This is a genomic window from Cedecea sp. B1(4), from assembly GCF_059414925.1.
In genome coordinates this window covers 335,001-356,332 of record NZ_JCAHMZ010000003.1, presented here as the reverse complement: position 1 = coordinate 356,332, position 21,332 = coordinate 335,001, and the positions used below count along the sequence as shown (strand labels likewise).

The following is a 21,332-nucleotide window of genomic DNA, read 5'->3' as shown; positions in this document are numbered from 1 at the left end:
ATTTAGCGAACCTTCAGCGTAGCCAGGCCAATAAGCACCAGCATCAGCGAAATAATCCAGAAGCGCACAATCACGCGTGGCTCCGGCCAGCCTTTCAATTCATAGTGATGGTGAATGGGCGCCATACGGAAGATACGCTGCCCTCGGAGCTTGAACGAGCCCACCTGCAGGATCACCGATAGCGTTTCAACGACGAACACGCCACCCATAATCACCAGCAGGAACTCCTGACGCAGCAGTACCGCGATAGTCCCCAGCGCCCCGCCAAGAGCCAACGAGCCTACATCGCCCATGAAGACCTGAGCCGGGTATGTGTTGAACCACAGGAAGCCCAGGCCTGCGCCGACAATCGCCGTACAGACGATAACCAGTTCACCCGCATGGCGCAGGTAAGGAATGTGCAGGTAGCCCGCAAAATTCATGTTCCCCGTAGCCCATGCCACCAGCGCAAACCCTGCAGCGACAAACACGGTAGGCATAATCGCCAGGCCATCAAGACCATCCGTCAGGTTTACCGCATTACCGGTACCAACAATTACAAAATACGCCAGCAGTACATAGAACAAACCAAGCTGCGGCATCACGTCTTTGAAGAACGGCACAACAAGTTCAGTTGCTGGCGTCCCTTTCCCGGCTGCATACATTGTGAAAGCAACGACCAGTGCAATCACCGACATCCAGAAGTATTTCCAGCGAGCAATCAGACCTTTGGTGTCCTTACGAACCACTTTGCGGTAGTCATCGACAAAGCCAACAATCCCGAAGCCGATCAGTACGAACAGCACGCACCAGACGTAAGGGTTCGAGGGATAAGCCCACATCAGCACGGACACCACAATGGCGGTCAGGATCATGATCCCGCCCATGGTTGGCGTTCCTTTCTTGCTAAAGTGCGACTCTGGACCATCGTTACGTACAACCTGCCCGAAGGAGAGTTGCTGTAAACGCGCGATCATCCGCGGTCCCATCCACAGGGAGATAAACAGAGCGGTCAGCAGGCTGACGATGGCGCGAAACGTCAGATAGGAAAAGACGTTAAAGCCGGAATAATATTTGACCAAATGTTCGGCCAGCCAAACTAGCATGCTTGTTTCTCCTGTAATGCGCGAACCACCTCTTCCATGGCCGCACTACGTGAACCTTTCACCAAAATGGTTAAAATTGAATGTTCCGCGATAAGCGCTTTCAAACGCGCCACCACGGCCTGTTTATCGGCAAAATGTTCACCAACTTCTGATGCGTCACTCAGCGTTTTGCTTAACACGCCAACGCTCAAAACACGGTCAATACCTGCGGCTTTTGCCGCTTCGCCAACCTGACGATGGCAAGCTTCGGCTTCCTCACCCAGCTCGCCCATATCGCCAACTACCATCACACGGTAACCCGGCATTTCTGACAGAACCTGTGCCGCCGCGGTCATTGAACCCACGTTAGCGTTGTAGCTGTCGTCCAGCAGCAGTTGATTTTCTGCAAGCTGGATAGGGAACAGGCGGCCCGGCACGGCTTTAAGCTCAGCAAGCCCCGCTTTTACGGATTCGAGCGTCGCACCAACGGCCATTGCCAGCGCGGTAGCCGCCAGCGAGTTAGCAATATTGTGGCGACCCGGCAAAGGCAGAATGACATCAACATCGCCCTGCGGCGTATGCAGAGTAAATTCGGTACCGTGGGAGGTGATATGGATATTCGTTGCGGTGAAATCGCTTCCGGCAGCGTTCGGTGAGAAGCGCCAGGTTTTACGATCGCCAATGATCGCCTGCCAGTTCAGCCAGTCGTTGTTATCGGCATTAAGGATCGCCGTACCGTTTGCCGCAAGGCCGGTAAAGATCTCGCCTTTGGCTTTTGCCACGCCAGCCAGAGAACCAAACCCTTCAAGATGCGCAGCCGCCAGGTTGTTTACCAGAGCCGCTTCCGGGCGGGTTAACCCTACGGTCCAGGCTATTTCCCCCTGGTGGTTTGCACCCAGCTCAATAACGGCATAATCGTATTCCGGCGTCAGGCGCAGCAGCGTCATCGGCACGCCAATATCGTTATTCAGGTTGCCAGCTGTATAAAGCGTGTTGCCGCACTGGCGCAGAATAGATGCCGCCATTTCCTTCACGGAGGTTTTGCCGGAAGAGCCGGTTAGCGCCACAACGCGAGTAGGCACCTGATGGCGAACCCACGCACCTAGTTCGCCAAATGCAAGGCGGGTATCGGCCACAATCAGTTGGGGAACATCAATATCCAGCTTACGGTTAACCAATAATGCGCCTGCCCCGCCTTTCACCGCATCGGCGGCAAAGTCATGGGCATCAAAACGTTCGCCTTTCAGCGCAACAAACAGACAGCCAGCTGTCAGCTTACGGGTATCCGTTGTGACATCAATAATGTCGGCGTCTGCGCCGTGTAGCTGCCCATTAAGAATGGATGTCAGTTGCTTCAGGGAGACGCGAATCATGCCACAACCCCCAGCAGGCGCGCTGCGGTAACGCGGTCGGAGTAATCCAGACGACGGTTGCCAACAATCTGATAGTCCTCGTGACCTTTTCCCGCCAGCAGAACCACATCATTTTCTTTGGCCTGCATAATCGCGTTAGTCACCGCTTCTGCGCGGCCCAGCACAACGTGCACACGGCCTGCATCCAGCATACCGGTCAGGATATCGTCGACGATGGCCTTCGGTTCTTCGGTGCGTGGGTTGTCATCGGTCACCACCACCACATCGGCATATTGTTCGGCAATACCGCCCATAATTGGCCGCTTACCTTTATCGCGATCGCCGCCACAGCCGAATACACACCACAGTTTGCCGGAACAGTGCAGGCGAGCTGCCTGTAGCGCTTTTTCCAACGCATCCGGCGTGTGGGCATAATCCACAACCACGGTAGGTTTGCCGGTAGTGCTGAACACTTCCATTCGCCCACAAACAGGTTGCAGACGCGGGCCTGTGGCAATTAATGCTTCGAGCGGATAACCCAGCGCCAGCAGCGTGGCTAAAGCCAACAGCAGGTTACTGACGTTAAACGCGCCCATCAGGCGGCTTTCAATTTCGCCATTACCCCACGATGAACTGAAGTGAATCGTCGCTCCACCATCGTGATAAACCACTTTATCAGCTTTCAGCCAGCGCCCATGCGCCCCCGGCTCAAGGTTATTTTCCATAGTGACCGCCACAGCATCCGGCAGGCGCGCCAACCAGCGATGACCCACTTCGTCATCGGCGTTGATGATCGCCTGACCGCAGTCATGCTCGGAAAACAACAGCCACTTAGCGGCTTCGTAATTCGCCATATCACCGTGATAATCAAGGTGATCGCGGCTTAAATTGGTAAATACCGACGCAGCAAACTTCAGCGCCGCCACGCGATGCTGAACCAGACCATGGGATGAAACTTCCATGGCACCAAAGGTTGCACCTTGAGCCTTCAGGCTCGCCAGCACGTGCTGCACGTCTACCGCAGAGCCCGTGGTATTTTCTGTCGGCACAACCTGCCCGAGCAGGCCATTGCCTACGGTCCCCATCACTGCGCCGGTTTCACCCAACAGCTGCGCCCACTGCGCCAACAGTTGAGTCGTTGTCGTTTTGCCGTTGGTGCCGGTGACACCAACCAGACGTAAGGATTCAGAAGGTTGATGATAGAAACGGCCAGCCAATGCAGACAGGCGCTGATGCAGCTGGCTCAGGTAAATGACCGGTACGCCGTGCATCTCGCGAACTTCGCCATCCGCCGCTTCACCGTCCGCTTCTGCGATCACGGCAGCCACACCCTGTGCTATCGCCTGCGGGATATAACGACGCCCGTCCGCCTGATGACCGACCACGGCCACAAAAAGATCGCCCGCAGCCGCCACGCGACTGTCGAGTGTCATCTCTCGCAGCGCTCTCGCAGGTAGCCCGGCTACCCACGGAGCAAGAAGGTCGCTCAAATTACGATCTGCCACCTGATGCCTCTTTCTGATTAATTACAAATTCGCTTTTCTCACCGGTTGCCAGCGCATCCGGCTCGATGTTCATGGTGCGCAGTACGCCGCCCATGATGGCACCGAACACAGGTGCAGATACGGCACCGCCGTAATACTTACCGCCCTGCGGGTCATTGATAACCACCACCAGCGCAAATCGCGGCTGGCTGGCTGGCGCAACGCCTGCGGTGTAAGCAATGTATTTGTTTATGTATTTACCGTCCGGCCCGACTTTTTTCGCGGTACCGGTTTTAATCGCAATACGGTAGCCCTTAATGGCCGCCTTCACGCCGCCGCCGCCGGGAAGCGCCACGCTTTCCATCATGTGCACCACGGTGCGGACGGTTGATTCAGCAAAGATACGCTCGCCGGGAACCGGCGGGTCAACTTTGGTTATCGACAGCGGGCGATAAATGCCGTAGCTGCCAATCGTTGCGTAGACTCGCGCTAACTGTAACGGGGTTACCATTAGCCCATAGCCGAAAGAGAAGGTGGCCCTCTCTATGTCAGACCACCGTTGTTTTTGAGGATATAAGCCACTGCGTTCCCCGACCAACCCCAAATTGGTCGCTTTTCCCAGTCCAAAACGTGAGTAAGTATCTACTAACGCTGAGGAGGGCATCGCTAACGCCAGCTTAGAAACACCGACGTTACTCGACTTCTGTAATACCCCGGTAAGGGTCAATTCGCTGTACCGCGCCACATCTTTGATCTCATGACCATTAATGCGGTACGGAATCGTATTCAGTACGCTATTTTCATTCACCACACCACGCTGCAACGCGGTCATCACCACCATCGGCTTAACGGTGGAACCCGGCTCGAAGACGTCAGTGATGGTGCGGTTACGCATTACGTCTTTTGCCGTGCCGGTTAGATTGTTTGGGTTGTAGGACGGACTGTTCGCCATCGCCAAAACTTCACCAGTATTAACATCAACCAAAACGGCACTGCCCGATTCGGCTTTGTTAAAGGCAACGGCGTTATTCAGTTCACGATAAACCAGCGCCTGCAGGCGTTCATCAATGCTCAAAGCCAGGTTATGGGCGGCCTGGCTGTCGGTAGAGGAAATGTCTTCGATAACGCGCCCGTAGCGGTCTTTACGCACAATGCGCTCGCCAGGCTGACCGGTGAGCCATTTATCAAAGCTTTTTTCCACCCCCTCGATCCCTTCGCTGTCCACGTTGGTGAAGCCGATGAGGTGAGCAGTCACTTCGCCGGATGGGTAGTAGCGACGCGATTCCTGGCGAAGGTGAATTCCCGGAAGCTTAAGCTTTTTGATGTAGTCGCCAATATCCGGGTTAACCTGACGCGCAAGATAAATAAACCGCCCATTGGGGTTGCTGTTCACGCGGGATGAAAGCTGGTCGAGAGGCATTTTTAGTGCATCGGCTAGCGCTTTCCAGCGGTTGTCCAGCGTGACTCCGCCAGCGTCATGCAATTCTTTCGGATCGGCCCAGACGGCATTTACCGGTACGCTAACCGCAAGAGGACGTCCCGCGCGATCGCTTATCATCCCTCGGGAAGTAGACACTTCCTGCACACGCAATGAACGCATGTCCCCCTGACGTACCAGCATGTCCGGGTTGATTATCTGCAGCCAGGCAACACGGCCCAGAAGGAAAGTCAGCGCCAACAGAATGCAACCGCAGAGCAACGCAAAACGCCAACTCACAAAGTTGGCCTGTTCTTCCTGACGTTTTGGTTTAAGCGTTTTTGCCGCTGCTCTCATCTGCCGCACTGTTCCTTATTGCTGAACTACGATGTTTTCCTGTGAAGGATCGACATGCTGCAGCTGCAGCTTTTCCGTCGCGATCCGTTCTACCCGGCTATGATCGCCGAGCGCATTTTCTTCAAGAATCAGGTTGCGCCATTCAATATCCAGCGCATCACGTTCGAGTACCATCTGCTCGCGCTGTGCAGTGAGCAGACGAGTATGGTGCGCCGTCGTGACCACGGAAACCGCGGTCACAATAATGGCAACGAACAAGCAAAGTGCCAGTTTCCCATGGCGCAGAAGATCGCCACCAATCACGGCAGGCAGCGCATGACGCTCGTTGCTGCCGAGCTGCGTCACTCTGCTGAGGGTTTCTGTCACCCGATTGATCATGCGTTAGTCCTCTCCGCAATCCGCAAAACAGAACTACGGGCACGTGGATTTTCCGCCACTTCTTCTTCACCTGGCATCAGCTTACCTAGCGCTTTCAACTGGCGGCCACCCAGCTTATTCAGCTGTGCTTCCGTCATCGGTAAACCGGCTGGGACCTGTGGCCCACGGCTGTTTTCACGCATGAAGCGTTTAACAATGCGATCTTCCAGAGAATGGAAGCTGATGATCGATAAACGGCCACCGGGAGATAACGCCTCCAGCGAGCCATTCAGCGCTTTTTCAATTTCATCCAGCTCGCTGTTGATCCAGATCCGGATAGCCTGAAATGTTCGGGTAGCCGGGTGCTTAAACTTATCTTTAACCGGCATAGCGGCAGAGACGACGGCCGCCAGCTCTTTGGTACGCGTCATCGGCTCTTCACGGTTACGCTCAACGATGGCGCGTGCAATGCGCTTACCAAAACGTTCTTCACCAAAGGTTTTAATAACCCAGGCAATATCGGCCTCTTCCGCCGTCATCAACCATTGGGCAGCGGATTGACCTCGCGTTGGGTCCATACGCATATCCAGTGGCCCATCACGCATAAACGAGAAACCGCGTTCTGCATCATCCAGTTGAGGAGAAGAGACACCGAGATCCAGCAAAATGCCGTCGATCTTGCCGTCCAGTTCGCGCTCACGTGCGTAATCTGCAAGCGCAGAGAATGGGCCATGAATGATGGAGAAGCGTGGGTCATCAATAGCGGCAGCAGCAGCAATCGCCTGCGGATCGCGGTCGATCGCCAGCAGCCGTCCTTGCTCACCGAGCTGGGACAGAATCAGGCGTGAATGGCCACCGCGACCAAAAGTGCCATCAATGTAGATGCCGTCGGGACGAATATTCAGGCCGTTCACGGCCTCGTCCAGCAGCACCGTAGTGTGTTTAAAATTTTCCATCATTTCTAAAGTGACAAGTCCTGCAGACGATCCGACAAGGTGTTTGTCGAACCCTGCTCAGCGTCGATATCTTCCTTGACCTGTTGATGCCAGGTCGCTTCATCCCACAGCTCAAACTTATTGAACTGGCCGACCAGCATGACTTCTTTGGTAAGCCCGGCGTGCTGCCGTAAAACGGGCGCCAACAGCAATCGCCCGGCGTTATCCATCTGACATTCACTGGCATGCCCCAATAACAGACGCTGTACGCGGCGTTCTGCAGGGTTCATGCTCGACAGACGGGCAAGCTTTTGTTCAATGATTTCCCACTCAGGAACGGTATAAAGCAGCAGGCAGGGGTGATGGATGTCGATGGTACAAACCATCTGACCTTCTGAGGTTTCGATCAGCTTTTCCCTATAACGGGTAGGTACGGCGAGCCGCCCCTTGCTGTCGAGATTGACTAACGTTGCCCCACGGAACATGCCAGCCTCACCCTTTAATGACCCATTTCACCACTTTAACCCACAAATTCCCACACAAAGGAGTTTACGGAGGGGAGGAAAACCTTGTCAAGCCAGCCAGGCCGCTTACGGGAATAAATTCCCGCGCCTAAGCGATTGATAAATGGCTGGCGTGAAAAAGCCCGCAATAGCGAGGCAAAATTAACGTTATGAATATTTGAAAGAAAAAGACCAATAAACATCAACAGCGTTAAAACGACCGAATACTTGTTTGGAGAAATATTAAGTACTCAGTTTGCGACGCGGGCGGCATTTTAAGGTATTTCAAAGCGAGTGAACAGCGCCAGATGCCCGTCTGGCGCTGACTCTGCGCGAGACAGAAGTAAAGAGAGGTTGCTAATGATTAATAATCCAACATTTCTTAACTGCTGGTGTGTAACAAAATAATACAGAGAAGAGATTTATTTCGCGATGGAGATTTTTTTACCCGATTTTTCCCGCCTAATTAATTGCCTTAAAAAATAAGGGTAAATATACGGGAAAAATCTTAATTAACTTTAAGTGGCTGATAATGATCTCTTTATCAGTAACGACTTAAGCTACCCCGACGATAAAGATTGCGGCGAATTCGGGTCAACCCTGGCTTCGGCTTACGTGGCTCATCAAGGCTTGCCAGCACCAGTTCCAGTACGCGCTCGGCAACATCGCGGTGACGCTGTGCGACCGCCAATACCGGACACTGCAGGAAATCCAGCAGCTCATGATCGCCAAAGGTGGCGATCGCCAACTCCGAAGGCAGCCGCCCCTGGCGGCGCAACGTGACATCCATCACGCCCTGCAGCAGTGCGAAGGACGTTGTGTAGAGCGCATCAGGCATCTCGTGAGTTTCCAGCCACTTTTCAAAAAGCTGAGCGGCAGCCTCACGCTCATAGCTGTTAGCGTAGAGATAATTGACGGTACGAGGATCGTCTTTCCAGGCAGTACGGAACCCTTGCTCACGCAGGAAGCTCACGGACAGTTCAGGTAATGCACCAAGGTAAAGGATATTTTCACCAGGGAATTTCCGCAGCTCTTCAGCCAGCATTTCTGCATCGTCCTGATCGGCACCGACAACGCTGGTGAAGTGTTCACGGTCTAACGCACGGTCGAGCGCAATAATCGGGAACGAATCGTTTGCCCAACGCTGATAAAAAGGATGCTCCGGCGGCAACGAGGTAGACACTATAATGGCATCAACCTGCCGCTGCAGAAGATGTTCAATACAGCGCATTTCGTTGTCGGGTTGATCCTCAGAGCAAGCGATCAGCAACTGATAGCCGCGCTGGCGAGCCTGACGCTCAAGGTAATTTGCTATACGGGTGTAGCTGGTGTTTTCCAGGTCTGGGATCACCAGCCCAATAGAACGCGTGCGTCCTGCACGTAGCCCAGCGGCTACCGCATTAGGGTGGTAATTATGCTCGCGTACCACCGCCATGACTTTCTCAACGGTTTTATCGCTGACGCGATACTGTTTTGCTTTTCCGTTGATAACATAGCTTGCCGTGGTACGCGACACGCCAGCCAGACGCGCGATTTCATCCAATTTCACTGTAGCCCCTTACTCTCCAGGTGATCCATACCCATGCTCTGGTTATGGTTAACGACATTCACATCTAAGCGCAGAATAATAACTCCGGCAACCGCTTTTGCAGGCGCTTGTTTTCTTATTTGCAAAAAAAAGCCCGGCAGTGATTACCGGGCATGTGAATTAGATCACATTCGGGACTAACGCATGATCTTATCGCCACGCGAAACGCCAACAATACCCGAACGGGCCACTTCGACGATTTTCGCAACATCACGGATCGTATCAAGGAACGCATTGAGCTTATCACTGGTCCCGGCAAGCTGGACGGTGTAAAGCGTTGGCGTCACATCAATGATTTGCCCACGGAAAATTTCCGTGCTGCGCTTCACCTCTTCCCGCCCGTATCCGCTGGCCTGTACCTTCACCAGCATGATTTCACGCTCAACGTAGGCCCCCTGCCCCAGCTCACTGACGCGCAACACATCCACTAGCTTGTGCAGCTGTTTCTCAATCTGTTCCAGCACCTTCTCGTCACCCACGGTTTGGATCGTCATACGAGAAAGCGTGGGATCGTCCGTAGGCGCTACGGTAAGGCTTTCAATGTTGTAACCACGCTGGGAAAACAGACCAATGACTCGGGACAGCGCACCTGATTCATTTTCCAGTAATACAGATAATATCCGGCGCATAATCAGGTTCTCTCCGTTTTGCTTAGCCACATTTCATCCATACCGCCACCGCGAATCTGCATCGGATAAACGTGTTCAGTACCATCAACTGTGACATCTACAAACACCAGTCGCCCACCGCGCACGGTTTCCAGCGCTTCGGCGAGTTTACTTTCCAGTTCTTCTGGCTTAGTGATACTAATCCCCACATGGCCATAAGCTTCAGCCAGGCGAACAAAGTCAGGGAGCGACTCCATATAAGACTGAGAGTGGCGGCCCGAATAAATCATGTCCTGCCACTGTTTCACCATGCCGAGGTAACGGTTGTTAAGGTTCAAAACCAGAACCGACAAGCCGTACTGCAGCGCGGTAGAAAGCTCCTGGATATTCATCTGGATACTGCCATCGCCGGTGACGCAAATGACCGTTTCATCCGGCAACGCCATCTTCACGCCAAGCGCGGCAGGAAGACCAAAGCCCATCGTGCCTAAACCACCGGAATTTATCCAACGGCGTGGCTTATCGAACGGATAATAGAGCGCGGCAAACATTTGGTGCTGGCCCACATCGGAGGTGACATAAGCATCTCCGTTCGTCAGGCGATAAGCGGTTTCAATAACAGCCTGCGGCTTGATAGCCTGGCTATGGCGATCGAACTCAAGGCAATGACGAGAGCGCCACTGTTCAATCTGTTGCCACCAGTCCCGAATATCATCCCCGGATTGCTGAATGTCTTCCTGAGTAAGCAAGTCCAGCATTTGTGTCAGAGCTTGACGCGCATCCCCCACAATTGGGATATCCGCCGCAACTGTTTTGGAGATAGACGTAGGGTCGATATCAATATGCAACACCGTCGCATTCGGGCAGTATTTAGCGAGATTGTTAGTGGTTCGGTCATCAAAGCGAACGCCAACGGCAAAGATGACGTCCGAATGATGCATCGTCATGTTGGCTTCGTAGGTGCCGTGCATGCCCAGCATCCCCAGAGACTGCCGATGTGTAGCCGGGAATGCACCTAGCCCCATCAGCGATGAGACAACCGGAATGTTGAGCTTTTCGGCAATCGTCAACAATTCTGCCTCGCAGGCTGAATTGATCGCCCCACCGCCTACGTACATCACCGGTTTTTTAGCCGCAATCAGCGTCTGCAGGGCGCGCTTGATCTGCCCCTTGTGGCCCTGCGTCGTTGGGTTGTAAGAGCGCATGCTAACGGCGTCTGGCCAGGCATACGGCAGCTTATTCAGCGGACTCATGATGTCTTTGGGTAAATCAACGACCACCGGCCCTGGGCGGCCGCTGGAAGCAAGCCAGAATGCCTTTTTGATGATCCCTGGTATGTCCTCGACCTGTTTTACCAGGAAGCTATGTTTAACGACTGGTCGGGAGATACCGACCATGTCACATTCCTGAAAGGCGTCGTAACCAATCAATGAAGTTGCGACCTGCCCGGACAACACAACCATCGGAATAGAGTCCATGTAGGCGGTTGCAATGCCGGTAATAGCATTTGTAGCGCCAGGCCCTGAAGTCACCAGCACAACGCCAGTTTCCCCCGTAGCACGCGCCAGGCCGTCGGCCATATGCACTGCAGCCTGTTCATGGCGTACCAGCACATGATCGATCCCACCCATAGTATGAAGCGCATCGTAAATATCGAGTACTGCGCCTCCCGGATAGCCGAATACTTGTTTTACGCCCTGATCGATTAACGACCGGACGACCATCTCGGCTCCTGACAACATCTCCATGATTTTGCCTCCAGGCTCACGTTTTTGACTGCATGCAGAAGTCATTTCCGCACCGTCGTTGCGACAGGTTGTGTCTCTGCCTGTATCATTTTTATAGGTTTAGCCCATTAACATAACCGCTCAAGATCCGTCAGGCAATTACCCGCCAGAGCAACCTGAAGAGAAGAAATTGCACTCACCTCTATAAAAATCAGGCTTAGCGGAGCGATCGACTAAATAGAGAGGGTGACTAATGACGAATATGCCAAAGATGTGGGGAAACACAGTGCGTTATGTATTAATTTAGCATTATTAAGCTGTGAGGAAGGGGCCACCAGAAAATGCTAAAGTATAAAATACTGTCTTTCTAATATAAAAAAGTGGAAACGGGCTGTTCAGGCCCGAGTATCCATAGTACTGGTAACGTTATTGACATAAGCTTTTTGCTATCTGATTTTGCATCCACAAATGCCCCTTGTCTTGCCCGACTGAGCCATACCAGGATAAATGACAAGTACGCTTTCTTTTGATAAAAGGCAGAGAAAACACCCTTAGATTCAATTCATTAGAAACACTATCAACCAACCAGCGTGGTGCAACTGCCACAAGCCGTGTTTGTGAAACCACATTTAATACACAGGTCATTGCCATTCCCTGATAGGCAATCGCATTTTGCTTATTCAACGTGTCATACCACGGCGAACTGAAGGAGCCATAACATTCAGGGGAAGCCACCGCATGCTGCTGATTATAGAAATCACTCGTCGTTAGCGGAGAACAAAAACCAGGATGATCCTGGCCAGTGACTAAAACGATTTCATCCTCAAACAGTGGGATTTTTTTAAACTCAGGCCGAGGGATTTCATCATAGCAAATCAAAAAATCAACTTCCTGATAGCGTAGCTGCCGCTCAATATCTTCATTAAAAGAAGATTTAAAAATTAATTGAACGTTTGGTGCCGTATATTTCATCGCATCTAAAATACGTGACATTATTTTACTGTCTAAAGGACTGGCAACGCAAAGCGTAAACTGCCGCTTGCTCCTCAGAGGATCAAAATCCCCTTCCGGTAGCTCATTCTGGACCATCTGTAAGGCGTCACGAATCACGTCATAAAGCTGAAAAGCTCTGGCTGTTGCCTGTATATTCCGACCATTGCGAACGAATAACTCATCATTAAAAGTCATTTTCAACCGGGACACGGCGTTGCTGACGGCAGGTTGAGACATCCCCAGCAACCTGGCGGCGCCGGTAATACTTTGTACTCTCATCACCATATCAAAAACGGTCAGCAAGTTTAAGTCTACATTACGAAGTCGAGGTTTTATTGCATCCAGAGTCTCCTGACTCTTATTAATTTTATAATCCATTTTTACTCCAGTAATGAATTGAGGACCATTCCACAATGCATAGGTTGGTAAACTCCATTTTATTATTCACCTGACACTTGCCTTTTATAACAACTCAGTTAACTAGAACACTTATAATTGAAGTAATAAAAATCATCTAAAAACCACTCAATAAAAACCCGCAGCGCATTTAGCGAATAATAAAAAACATGTCAGGCCGGGAACAATACATCAGTTCTATCATATTCATAAGATGTATTTTTTAAAATTCAGTCTATTATCAGACGACATTGTGATTTATAATCTTAATTAATATATTAAGAAAAGGTGCTTTCTCGGTATCTTTCACTGAAAAAACGCAGCTAGCCCATCGGCCCAATGCTCCCCCAGCCAGCCTAAAGGTTGACACCTGCGTTGAGATCAAGTACCAATAAATACATCACGAAATTGCACAGGGCTTGAAACATGAATCGCACCGTCCGCCTACTTGGTCTACTACTAAACGCATCTTATTTGCGCGGTAGACTGGTGGGCGACAATCAGCGTTGATTCAAGCCTTCAGACAGAAAAAACCCGCGCCAATGCGCGGGTTTTTTTATGCTCGTCGCGAAGGCACCCAAAGAGATAAAGGACCGAACCATGAGCCAGCAAGTCATTATTTTTGATACCACATTGCGCGACGGCGAACAGGCTTTACAGGCAAGCCTGAGCGTAAAAGAGAAATTGCAGATCGCTATGGCGCTGGAACGTATGGGCGTCGACGTCATGGAAGTCGGCTTCCCTGTCTCTTCCCCCGGTGATTTCGAATCCGTACAGACTATTGCCCGCAATATCAAAAACAGCCGCGTTTGTGGCCTCGCTCGCTGCGTTGAGAAAGACATAGATGTTGCCGCTGAATCCTTAAAAGTCGCTGAAGCCTTCCGTATTCATACTTTCATCGCCACCTCTCCAATGCACATCGCCACCAAGCTGCGCAGTACGCTGGATGAAGTCATTGAGCGCGCTATTTATATGGTGAAACGCGCCCGTAATTACACCGATGACGTAGAATTTTCCTGTGAAGATGCTGGCCGCACGCCGATTGCCGACCTGGCTCGCGTAGTCGAAGCCGCGATCAACGCAGGTGCAACCACCATTAACATCCCAGATACCGTCGGCTACACCATGCCGTTTGAGTTCTCCAACATCATCACCGGTTTGTATGAGCGCGTGCCGAACATTGATAAAGCGATTATTTCCGTGCACACCCACGACGATTTGGGGCTGGCCGTAGGTAATGCCATGGCGGCAGTTCACGCGGGTGCTCGCCAGGTGGAAGGCGCAATGAACGGCATCGGTGAACGGGCGGGTAACTGCTCACTGGAAGAAGTCATTATGGCTATCAAGGTGCGCAAGGACATCATGAACCTGCACACCAATATCAATCATCAGGAAATTTGGCGCACCAGCCAGATGGTTAGCCAAATCTGCAACATGCCAATTCCGGCCAACAAAGCTATCGTCGGCACCGGCGCCTTCGCCCACTCCTCCGGTATTCACCAGGATGGCGTGCTGAAAAATCGCGAAAACTACGAAATCATGACGCCAGAATCCATCGGCCTGAATCAGGTACAGCTGAACCTGACCTCACGCTCCGGCCGTGCCGCGGTTAAGCACCGCATGGATGAGATGGGTTACAAAGAGGCTGATTACAACCTGGATAACCTGTACGACGCCTTCCTGAAACTGGCAGATAAAAAAGGCCAGGTATTTGACTACGACCTGGAAGCATTGGCCTTCATCAACAAGCAGCAGGAAGAGCCTGAGCACTTCAGCCTGGATTATTTCAGCGTGCAGTCGGGTTCTAACGGTATCGCGACGGCATCCGTGAAGCTGGTTTGCGGCGAAGAGGTCAAAGCTGAAGCAGCAAACGGTAACGGCCCGGTGGATGCGGTCTATCAGGCAATTAACCGCATCACCGATTACAACATTGAGCTGGTGAAATACAGCTTAACCGCCAAAGGGCAGGGCAAAGACGCCCTGGGCCAGGTAGATATCGTGGTGGATTACAACGGCCGCCGCTTCCACGGCGTAGGGCTGACAACCGACATCGTCGAATCATCAGCCAAAGCCATGGTCCACGTGCTGAACAACATCTGGCGTGCCGGTGAAGTCGAAAAAGAATTGCAACGCAAAGCTCAACATCAGAATAAAGAACAAAATCAGGAAACCGTGTAATGTCGAAAAATTACCATATTGCAGTTTTGCCGGGTGACGGTATTGGCCCGGAAGTGATGGCTCAGGCCCTGAAAGTACTGGATGCAGTTCGCAATCGCTTTGATATCCGCATCAGCACCAGCTCCTATGACGTCGGTGGTGCCGCGATTGATCGCCACGGCAGCCCGCTGCCGCAGGCCACAGTCGAAGGTTGTGAGCAGGCCGATGCGATTCTGTTCGGCTCTGTAGGTGGCCCGAAATGGGAACATCTGCCGCCAGCAGAACAGCCTGAACGCGGTGCCCTGCTGCCGTTGCGTAAACATTTTAAACTCTTCAGCAACCTGCGTCCTGCGCGTCTGTATCAGGGGCTGGAAGAGTTTTGCCCGCTGCGCGCCGACATCGCAGCTAACGGCTTCGACATTCTGTGCGTTCGCGAACTGACCGGCGGGATTTATTTCGGCCAGCCGAAAGGCCGTGAAGGTAGCGGTATGCACGAGAAAGCTTTCGATACCGAGGTTTACCACCGCTTTGAGATCGAGCGCATTGCACGCATCGCCTTTGAATCTGCCCGCAAACGCCGCAGCAAAGTGACCTCCATTGATAAAGCAAACGTGCTGCAAACCTCACTGTTGTGGCGTGAAATCGTCAACGAAATCGCTAAAGAATACCCGGATGTGTCGCTGTCCCACATGTATATCGACAACGCCACTATGCAGTTAATTAAAGATCCATCGCAGTTCGACGTTCTGCTGTGCTCCAACTTGTTCGGAGACATCCTGTCCGACGAGTGCGCCATGATCACCGGATCTATGGGCATGCTGCCTTCTGCCAGCCTCAACGAACAAGGCTTTGGCTTATACGAACCTGCGGGCGGTTCAGCACCGGATATCGCCGGGAAGAACATTGCCAACCCTATCGCGCAGATCCTGTCGCTGGCGCTGCTGTTGCGCTATAGCCTGGATGCCGAAGAAGCCGCGCAGGCTATCGAAAGCGCCATTAATCGCGCGTTAGAAGAAGGCCACCGTACCGGGGATTTAGCCCGCGATGGTCACGCAGTCAGCACCGACGAAATGGGCGATATCATTGCCCGCTACATCGCTCAGGGGAAATAATCATGGCCAGGACCTTATATCAGAAGTTGTACGACGCCCACGTCGTGTATGAAGCCCCGGAAGAGACACCGCTGCTGTATATCGATCGCCACCTGGTGCATGAAGTGACTTCCCCGCAGGCCTTTGACGGATTGCGCGCCCATGGCCGCCCGGTTCGTCAGCCGGGGAAAACCTTCGCCACAATGGACCACAACGTGTCGACCCAAACTAAGGACATCAATGCCTCCGGCGAGATGGCCCGTATTCAGATGCAGGAACTGATGAAGAACTGCAAAGAGTTTGGCGTTGAGCTGTACGATCTGAACCACCCTTATCAGGGCATCGTTCACGTTATGGGGCCAGAACAAGGGATCACCCTGCCGGGCATGACCATCGTGTGCGGCGACTCCCATACTGCCACTCACGGTGCATTCGGCGCGCTGGCTTTTGGGATTGGGACTTCCGAAGTTGAGCATGTCCTGGCAACGCAGACTCTGAAACAGGGTCGTGCGAAAACCATGAAAATTGAAGTCCAGGGCAAAGCGGCCCCGGGGATCACGGCCAAAGATATCGTGCTGGCTATCATCGGCAAAACCGGCAGCGCCGGCGGTACCGGTCACGTGGTTGAATTCTGCGGCGACGCTATTCGTGCCCTGAGCATGGAAGGCCGCATGACGCTGTGCAACATGGCGATCGAAATGGGGGCCAAAGCCGGGATTGTTGCGCCGGATGAAACCACCTTCAACTATGTGAAAGGTCGTCTGCACGCCCCTAAAGGCGCGGACTGGGATGAAGCCGTCGAGTACTGGAAAACCTTCAGCACCGACGAAGGCGCTAAATTTGACGCCATCGTCACCTTAGACGCCGCCGACATTGCCCCACAAGTGACCTGGGGAACCAACCCAGGCCAGGTGATTTCCGTCACCGATAATATTCCTGCTCCGGAGTCTTTCAGCGATCCGGTAGAACGTGCCTCGGCAGAAAAAGCGCTGGCCTATATGGGCCTGCAACCGGGTATTCCCTTGACCGAAGTGGCTATCGATAAAGTCTTTATCGGTTCCTGCACCAACTCGCGTATTGAAGACCTGCGCGCAGCAGCTGAAGTCGCCAAAGGTCGCAAAGTCGCACCAGGAGTTTTGGCCATGGTTGTGCCAGGCTCAGGTCCGGTTAAAGCTCAGGCCGAGTCTGAAGGGCTGGATAAGATCTTCATTGAAGCCGGTTTTGAGTGGCGTTTGCCTGGGTGTTCCATGTGCCTGGCCATGAACAACGACCGTCTGAATCCGGGCGAGCGTTGCGCCTCCACCAGCAACCGTAATTTCGAAGGTCGCCAGGGCCGTGGCGGGCGTACTCATCTGGTCAGCCCGGCGATGGCAGCCGCAGCCGCTGTTTCCGGTCATTTTGCCGATATTCGTACATTGAAATAAGGGGAACTACCATGGCAGAGAAATTTATCCAACATACCGGCCTGGTCGTTCCGCTGGACGCGGCGAACGTCGATACCGATGCCATTATCCCGAAGCAGTTTTTGCAGAAGGTCACCCGCACCGGTTTTGGCGCCCACCTGTTTAACGACTGGCGTTTTCTGGACGATGCCGGGCAAGTGCCTAACCCGGAGTTCGTGCTGAACTACCCGGAATTTAAAGGCGCCTCTATTTTGCTGGCGCGTGAAAACTTCGGCTGCGGCTCTTCCCGCGAGCACGCCCCGTGGGCATTAACCGACTACGGTTTCAAAGTGGTCATCGCGCCAAGCTTTGCGGACATCTTCTATGGCAACTCGTTTAACAACCAGCTGTTGCCGGTTATCTTGAGCGATGAGCAGGTTGATGAGCTGTTCAAGCTGGTCGATGCCCAGCCTGGCATTAAGTTTGTCGTCGACCTTGAAGCCCAGACGGTTCAGGCGGGTGAGAAAAGCTATTCGTTCGAGCTGGATAGCTTCCGCCGTCACTGCATGTTGAACGGCCTGGACAGCATCGGCCTGACGCTACAGCACGAAGCCGCTATTTCTGGCTACGAGCAAAAACTGCCAGCATTTATGCGGTAATTCATTTTCCCCTCTCGCTCATGAGAGGGGAAAATTTTAAACGTTCTTAACCCGGCTAGTCAGGAACAGCGCGACCACCGCCAGCACCGCCATCAGCCAGTAAACAGAATAGTGACCAAAACCTTCCGCCAGCGCGCCCTGCAGTATCCCAGCCAGAATCACGCCCGTTGAAATACTGTTGGTGAATAACGTCGTCGCAGAACCCGGCCTTCCCGGCATCAAATCCTGGAACCACAGCATGCCTATCCCCGCAATGATCCCGATAAACACCGCATTAAACAGCTGTAAGATCACCAATGCCGTTTTCGAGTGGAACAGGATCAGCCCAACATAAAACAGCACGCCCGCACCAACCGCCGCCACCATCATGTTACGTTTTCCAAAGCGCTTCACGTAGTAGCCGGCGAGGATCATCGCGGGGATCTCAATCCCTGCCGCCGTGCCCATTAATAACCCCGCCAGCTCATCCGGCAGCCCAAGATCCTGGCTTATCCACAGCGGCATATCGATGATGTACATGGTGTTGCAGGTCCACATCAGCATCGAAGCGATAAACAGCATCCGCACGTTACTGTCTTTCCAGCCGCTGACCTGCGTTATTGCCACCTCTTCGGGCTGCTCAACTCTCGGCACGGACGGCAGCGCGAAAATAATTAGCGCCAGTGAAATAACGAATATCCCGGCAGCGATAAGAAACATCGTGGTAAAGCCATATTTCAGCGCCAGCATAAAAGAGAGTGGCGGCCCGATAACCCACGCCAGAGAAAGCTGCGCCCGCATGATCGAGCTGAACATCACCACTTCGCGAGCGGAACGGTCGGCGTATTCACGCGCCAGGGCAAAAATCTGCGGCATGGCGGTATTGGCTATTGAGGCAAACATCACGCCAAGCGTAATCAGCGTCAGATAATGACGATTAAAGGCAAACAGAACGCAGTTTGCCACCGCCATCGCGCAGCAAACCATAATCAGTTTTCGCCGGTCGCCCCGACTGTCCGACCTTTTGGCCAACAGCAAACTGACGCCAATCCCGGCAATCGCGTTAACGGTGTAAAACAGGCCGACCCAAAACGGCCTCACTACGACTTCTCGAGTTAAAAACAGGCTAAGCGTCGGAGCCTGCAGCGCCCCGGCCACGCCAATCATAAAAGAGACGGCCATGAAGGCAGCGTAAACAGGGTTAAAACGGCGTGCGCGGGTCAAAAACCAGAGCATGGAATGTCCTTAAAAGGAGATGTCTTCAGAGGTATTTGTTAAATGCATAAAGATTAAACGAAAAAAGCCAGCAGTAAACAGCTGCTGGCCGGTGAAAAGCACCAATACTCAGTCACACATGAGTCGGCGCGTTGGCGTTCTCGGGCATCGGGGTTGTAACCTCCCACTGCATCAAGTCTTCGAGCATCCTTAGTCTTTGCTCCACCGTCAGGCGAGCCAGCCATCCAGAGCAAACAAACTGTGTTGCGGCAAAGTACTGTTGGAAAAACTTCGCAGGTGATGACCGCTTCATAAACACCTCCTCGCTTCATCGGGAATCATTATTGACGTAATATAGGGAGAGTTAAATTGATGAGTTTCCGCCAGGAGTTCCTCTTTTATGTCTTCGTCACGCCTGCAACAACAATTCATCCGCCTGTGGCAATGCTGCGAAGGCAAACCTCAGGAAACCACGCTCAATGATTTAGCAGATTTGCTGAGCTGTTCCCGCCGCCATATGCGTACGCTGCTTAATGCGATGCAGGAAAAGGGCTGGCTAAGCTGGCAGGCGGAAGCCGGACGAGGCAAGCGCTCACAGCTCACTTTCCTCTATACCGGGCTGGCGCTTCAGCAGCAGCGGGCGGAAGACCTACTGGAGCAGGATCGCATCGATCAGCTGGTTCAAATCGTCGGCGACAAAGCTGCGGTCCGCCAGATGCTGATTTCTCATCTTGGCCGTAGTTTTCGCCAGGGCCGACATATTCTGCGTGTCCTTTACTATCGCCCGCTGCTAAATCTGCTGCCCGGCTCGGCGCTGCGCCGCTCTGAAACCCACATCGCTCGCCAGATTTTTAGCGGCCTGACGCGAATAAATGAGGAAAATGGGGAACTCGAAGCGGATATTGCTCACCATTGGCAGCAAATATCCCCTTTACGCTGGCGCTTCTTCCTGCGCCCAGGCATCCATTTCCACCACGGTCGCGAGCTGGACATGCTCGATATCATCTCTTCCCTGCAGCGCATCAACGCTCTGCCGCTTTTTGCCCATATCACGCAAATCACCTCGCCGACTATCTGGACACTGGATATCCACCTTAGTCAGCCGGATGACTGGCTGCCGTGGCTGTTGGGCAGCGTGAACGCCATGATCCTGCCGCGCGAATGGACAACGATGACGAATTTCGCCAGCCAGCCCATCGGCACGGGCCCCTATTCCGTGGCACGGAACAACCGCAACCAGCTGAAGATCCACGCCTTTGATGATTACTTTGGCTTCCGGGCGCTCATTGACGAGGTCAACTTTTGGGTACTGCCGGAAGTTGGCGAGGAGTCCAGCTGCGGCGTGCAGCTCCAGGGCATGCCGGACAGCGAAAAAGCCGTCGAAAGCCGCCCGGAAGAAGGCTGCTACTATCTGCTGTTCGACAGCCGATCCAGCCTTGGCGTTGACGAAAGCGTGCGCCAGTGGATTGGGCATATTCTCTCCCCGGTTAACCTTATCTACCGCGCTACCGAGCAGTATCAGCAGTACTGGTTCCCGGCTTATGGTTTGCTCCCCCGCTGGCACCATTCGAGGCCCGGACCGTTGCTCCCTAAACCTGCCGGCCTGGAGAGCATAACGCTTACCTACTACCGCGACCACGTAGAGCACCGGGTGATCAGTAGCATCATGACCGAATTACTCGCAGAGCAGGGCGTGAAGCTGGTTGTGCAGGAGATAGACTATGCTGAGTGGCATCAGGGCGAGGCCGAAAGCGACATCTGGCTGAACAGCGTGAACTTCACCATGCCGCTGGAATACTCTCTGTTTGCCCAGCTTTACGAAGTCCCGCTGATTCAAAAATGCATCCCTGGCGACTGGCAGGGCGATGCCCGTCGCTGGCACAGCAAAACGCTGGCCCTGCCTGAGTGGTGCAAGCAAATGCTGGAGCGCAATGACGTTATCCCATTGATTCACCACTGGTTGCGCATTGAAGGCCAGCGCAGTATGCGCGGGGTGAGGATGAACACGCTAGGCTGGTTTGATTTCAAGTCAGCCTGGTTTGCCCCACCGGGGCCATAACGCTTTCGT

19 protein-coding genes are annotated in these 21,332 nt (G+C 53.1%); 6 read left to right on the top strand and 13 right to left on the bottom strand.

The features are described from left to right. Positions 1 to 2: 2 nt before the first annotated feature. The 11 genes from mraY to leuO all read right to left on the bottom strand — a co-directional run bounded on the left by mraY (position 3) and on the right by leuO (position 12,763). On the bottom strand, positions 3 to 1,085 hold the full coding sequence (mraY, locus tag ACR6JA_RS09165) for a phospho-N-acetylmuramoyl-pentapeptide-transferase (RefSeq protein ID WP_039290277.1): 1,083 nt from the start codon (positions 1,083 to 1,085) through the stop codon (positions 3 to 5). Next, a complete protein-coding gene (gene murF / locus ACR6JA_RS09160; RefSeq protein WP_494493929.1) occupies positions 1,079 to 2,437 on the bottom strand; it encodes a UDP-N-acetylmuramoyl-tripeptide--D-alanyl-D-alanine ligase in 1,359 nt (452 codons plus the stop codon). The genes mraY and murF overlap by 7 nt, the downstream gene beginning before the upstream one ends. Then, positions 2,434 to 3,921, bottom strand: coding sequence for a UDP-N-acetylmuramoyl-L-alanyl-D-glutamate--2,6-diaminopimelate ligase (murE, locus tag ACR6JA_RS09155; protein WP_494493928.1), 1,488 nt, complete (start codon positions 3,919 to 3,921; stop codon positions 2,434 to 2,436). The genes murF and murE overlap by 4 nt, the downstream gene beginning before the upstream one ends. Continuing rightward, the gene (locus ACR6JA_RS09150; RefSeq protein WP_166876803.1) at positions 3,908 to 5,674 is read right to left on the bottom strand and encodes a peptidoglycan glycosyltransferase FtsI; all 1,767 of its coding nucleotides are present in this window, start codon (positions 5,672 to 5,674) and stop codon (positions 3,908 to 3,910) included. Before ACR6JA_RS09150 ends, murE begins: the two co-directional genes overlap by 14 nt. Positions 5,675 to 5,689: 15 nt before the next feature. Then, complete coding sequence (gene ftsL, locus ACR6JA_RS09145) at positions 5,690 to 6,052, bottom strand: cell division protein FtsL (RefSeq protein WP_008461776.1); 363 nt, start codon at positions 6,050 to 6,052, stop codon at positions 5,690 to 5,692. Next, positions 6,049 to 6,990, bottom strand: a complete 942-nt coding sequence (rsmH, locus tag ACR6JA_RS09140; RefSeq protein WP_039300407.1) for a 16S rRNA (cytosine(1402)-N(4))-methyltransferase RsmH — start codon at positions 6,988 to 6,990, stop codon at positions 6,049 to 6,051. The genes ftsL and rsmH overlap by 4 nt, the downstream gene beginning before the upstream one ends. Positions 6,991 to 6,992: 2 nt before the next feature. Then, complete coding sequence (gene mraZ / locus ACR6JA_RS09135; RefSeq protein WP_008461772.1) at positions 6,993 to 7,451, bottom strand: division/cell wall cluster transcriptional repressor MraZ; 459 nt, start codon at positions 7,449 to 7,451, stop codon at positions 6,993 to 6,995. Positions 7,452 to 8,013: 562 nt separating this feature from the next. After that, the gene (gene cra, locus ACR6JA_RS09130) at positions 8,014 to 9,018 is read right to left on the bottom strand and encodes a catabolite repressor/activator (RefSeq protein WP_008461770.1); all 1,005 of its coding nucleotides are present in this window, start codon (positions 9,016 to 9,018) and stop codon (positions 8,014 to 8,016) included. Between the two features lie 176 nt (positions 9,019 to 9,194). Beyond that, positions 9,195 to 9,686 carry an acetolactate synthase small subunit gene (gene ilvN / locus ACR6JA_RS09125; RefSeq protein ID WP_008461768.1) on the bottom strand — a complete coding sequence of 164 codons (492 nt, stop codon included), beginning with the start codon at positions 9,684 to 9,686 and terminating at the stop codon, positions 9,195 to 9,197. 2 nt (positions 9,687 to 9,688) lie between these two features. Continuing rightward, the gene (gene ilvI, locus ACR6JA_RS09120) at positions 9,689 to 11,413 is read right to left on the bottom strand and encodes an acetolactate synthase 3 large subunit (RefSeq protein ID WP_213715135.1); all 1,725 of its coding nucleotides are present in this window, start codon (positions 11,411 to 11,413) and stop codon (positions 9,689 to 9,691) included. A gap of 405 nt (positions 11,414 to 11,818) precedes the next feature. Beyond that, positions 11,819 to 12,763 carry a transcriptional regulator LeuO gene (leuO, locus tag ACR6JA_RS09115; protein ID WP_213715133.1) on the bottom strand — a complete coding sequence of 315 codons (945 nt, stop codon included), beginning with the start codon at positions 12,761 to 12,763 and terminating at the stop codon, positions 11,819 to 11,821. A gap of 444 nt (positions 12,764 to 13,207) precedes the next feature. Between leuO and leuL the strand changes: the two genes are divergently transcribed. From leuL to leuD, 5 genes are all read left to right on the top strand, one after another. Beyond that, positions 13,208 to 13,291, top strand: a complete 84-nt coding sequence (gene leuL / locus ACR6JA_RS09110; RefSeq protein ID WP_139827388.1) for a leu operon leader peptide — start codon at positions 13,208 to 13,210, stop codon at positions 13,289 to 13,291. A 90-nt stretch (positions 13,292 to 13,381) separates the two neighbouring features. Further along, on the top strand, positions 13,382 to 14,959 hold the full coding sequence (leuA, locus tag ACR6JA_RS09105; RefSeq protein ID WP_008461762.1) for a 2-isopropylmalate synthase: 1,578 nt from the start codon (positions 13,382 to 13,384) through the stop codon (positions 14,957 to 14,959). Beyond that, the gene (gene leuB, locus ACR6JA_RS09100; RefSeq protein ID WP_166993533.1) at positions 14,959 to 16,050 is read left to right on the top strand and encodes a 3-isopropylmalate dehydrogenase; all 1,092 of its coding nucleotides are present in this window, start codon (positions 14,959 to 14,961) and stop codon (positions 16,048 to 16,050) included. Before leuA ends, leuB begins: the two co-directional genes overlap by 1 nt. A gap of 2 nt (positions 16,051 to 16,052) precedes the next feature. Continuing rightward, positions 16,053 to 17,453: a 3-isopropylmalate dehydratase large subunit gene (leuC, locus tag ACR6JA_RS09095; protein ID WP_494493927.1), complete on the top strand. Its 1,401-nt coding sequence runs from the start codon at positions 16,053 to 16,055 to the stop codon at positions 17,451 to 17,453. 11 nt (positions 17,454 to 17,464) lie between these two features. Then, positions 17,465 to 18,070, top strand: coding sequence for a 3-isopropylmalate dehydratase small subunit (leuD, locus tag ACR6JA_RS09090; RefSeq protein ID WP_008461753.1), 606 nt, complete (start codon positions 17,465 to 17,467; stop codon positions 18,068 to 18,070). Between the two features lie 36 nt (positions 18,071 to 18,106). Here leuD and ACR6JA_RS09085 read toward each other — a convergent pair whose 3' ends face one another. Both ACR6JA_RS09085 and sgrT read right to left on the bottom strand, forming a co-directional pair. Then, a complete protein-coding gene (locus ACR6JA_RS09085; protein ID WP_494493926.1) occupies positions 18,107 to 19,285 on the bottom strand; it encodes a sugar efflux transporter in 1,179 nt (392 codons plus the stop codon). 112 nt (positions 19,286 to 19,397) lie between these two features. Further along, positions 19,398 to 19,577: a glucose uptake inhibitor SgrT gene (sgrT, locus tag ACR6JA_RS09080; protein WP_008461749.1), complete on the bottom strand. Its 180-nt coding sequence runs from the start codon at positions 19,575 to 19,577 to the stop codon at positions 19,398 to 19,400. Between the two features lie 87 nt (positions 19,578 to 19,664). Here sgrT and sgrR point away from each other — a divergent pair, with 87 nt between their 5' ends. After that, the gene (sgrR, locus tag ACR6JA_RS09075; RefSeq protein ID WP_008461747.1) at positions 19,665 to 21,323 is read left to right on the top strand and encodes an HTH-type transcriptional regulator SgrR; all 1,659 of its coding nucleotides are present in this window, start codon (positions 19,665 to 19,667) and stop codon (positions 21,321 to 21,323) included. The last annotated feature ends 9 nt before the right edge of the window (positions 21,324 to 21,332 follow it).

What these genes read in the sequence shown, in the direction of transcription:
- mraY (WP_039290277.1), bottom strand. Translation starts at nt 1,085, where the DNA reads ATGCTAGTTTGGCTGGCCGAACATTTGGTCAAATATTATTCCGGCTTT.
- murF (WP_494493929.1), bottom strand. Translation starts at nt 2,437, where the DNA reads ATGATTCGCGTCTCCCTGAAGCAACTGACATCCATTCTTAATGGGCAG.
- ACR6JA_RS09150 (WP_166876803.1), bottom strand. Translation starts at nt 5,674, where the DNA reads ATGAGAGCAGCGGCAAAAACGCTTAAACCAAAACGTCAGGAAGAACAG.
- ftsL (WP_008461776.1), bottom strand. Translation starts at nt 6,052, where the DNA reads ATGATCAATCGGGTGACAGAAACCCTCAGCAGAGTGACGCAGCTCGGC.
- rsmH (WP_039300407.1), bottom strand. Translation starts at nt 6,990, where the DNA reads ATGATGGAAAATTTTAAACACACTACGGTGCTGCTGGACGAGGCCGTG.
- mraZ (WP_008461772.1), bottom strand. Translation starts at nt 7,451, where the DNA reads ATGTTCCGTGGGGCAACGTTAGTCAATCTCGACAGCAAGGGGCGGCTC.
- ilvN (WP_008461768.1), bottom strand. Translation starts at nt 9,686, where the DNA reads ATGCGCCGGATATTATCTGTATTACTGGAAAATGAATCAGGTGCGCTG.
- ilvI (WP_213715135.1), bottom strand. Translation starts at nt 11,413, where the DNA reads ATGGAGATGTTGTCAGGAGCCGAGATGGTCGTCCGGTCGTTAATCGAT.
- leuO (WP_213715133.1), bottom strand. Translation starts at nt 12,763, where the DNA reads ATGGATTATAAAATTAATAAGAGTCAGGAGACTCTGGATGCAATAAAA.
- leuL (WP_139827388.1), top strand. Translation starts at nt 13,208, where the DNA reads ATGAATCGCACCGTCCGCCTACTTGGTCTACTACTAAACGCATCTTAT.
- leuA (WP_008461762.1), top strand. Translation starts at nt 13,382, where the DNA reads ATGAGCCAGCAAGTCATTATTTTTGATACCACATTGCGCGACGGCGAA.
- leuB (WP_166993533.1), top strand. Translation starts at nt 14,959, where the DNA reads ATGTCGAAAAATTACCATATTGCAGTTTTGCCGGGTGACGGTATTGGC.
- leuC (WP_494493927.1), top strand. Translation starts at nt 16,053, where the DNA reads ATGGCCAGGACCTTATATCAGAAGTTGTACGACGCCCACGTCGTGTAT.
- leuD (WP_008461753.1), top strand. Translation starts at nt 17,465, where the DNA reads ATGGCAGAGAAATTTATCCAACATACCGGCCTGGTCGTTCCGCTGGAC.
- ACR6JA_RS09085 (WP_494493926.1), bottom strand. Translation starts at nt 19,285, where the DNA reads ATGCTCTGGTTTTTGACCCGCGCACGCCGTTTTAACCCTGTTTACGCT.
- sgrT (WP_008461749.1), bottom strand. Translation starts at nt 19,577, where the DNA reads ATGAAGCGGTCATCACCTGCGAAGTTTTTCCAACAGTACTTTGCCGCA.
- sgrR (WP_008461747.1), top strand. Translation starts at nt 19,665, where the DNA reads ATGTCTTCGTCACGCCTGCAACAACAATTCATCCGCCTGTGGCAATGC.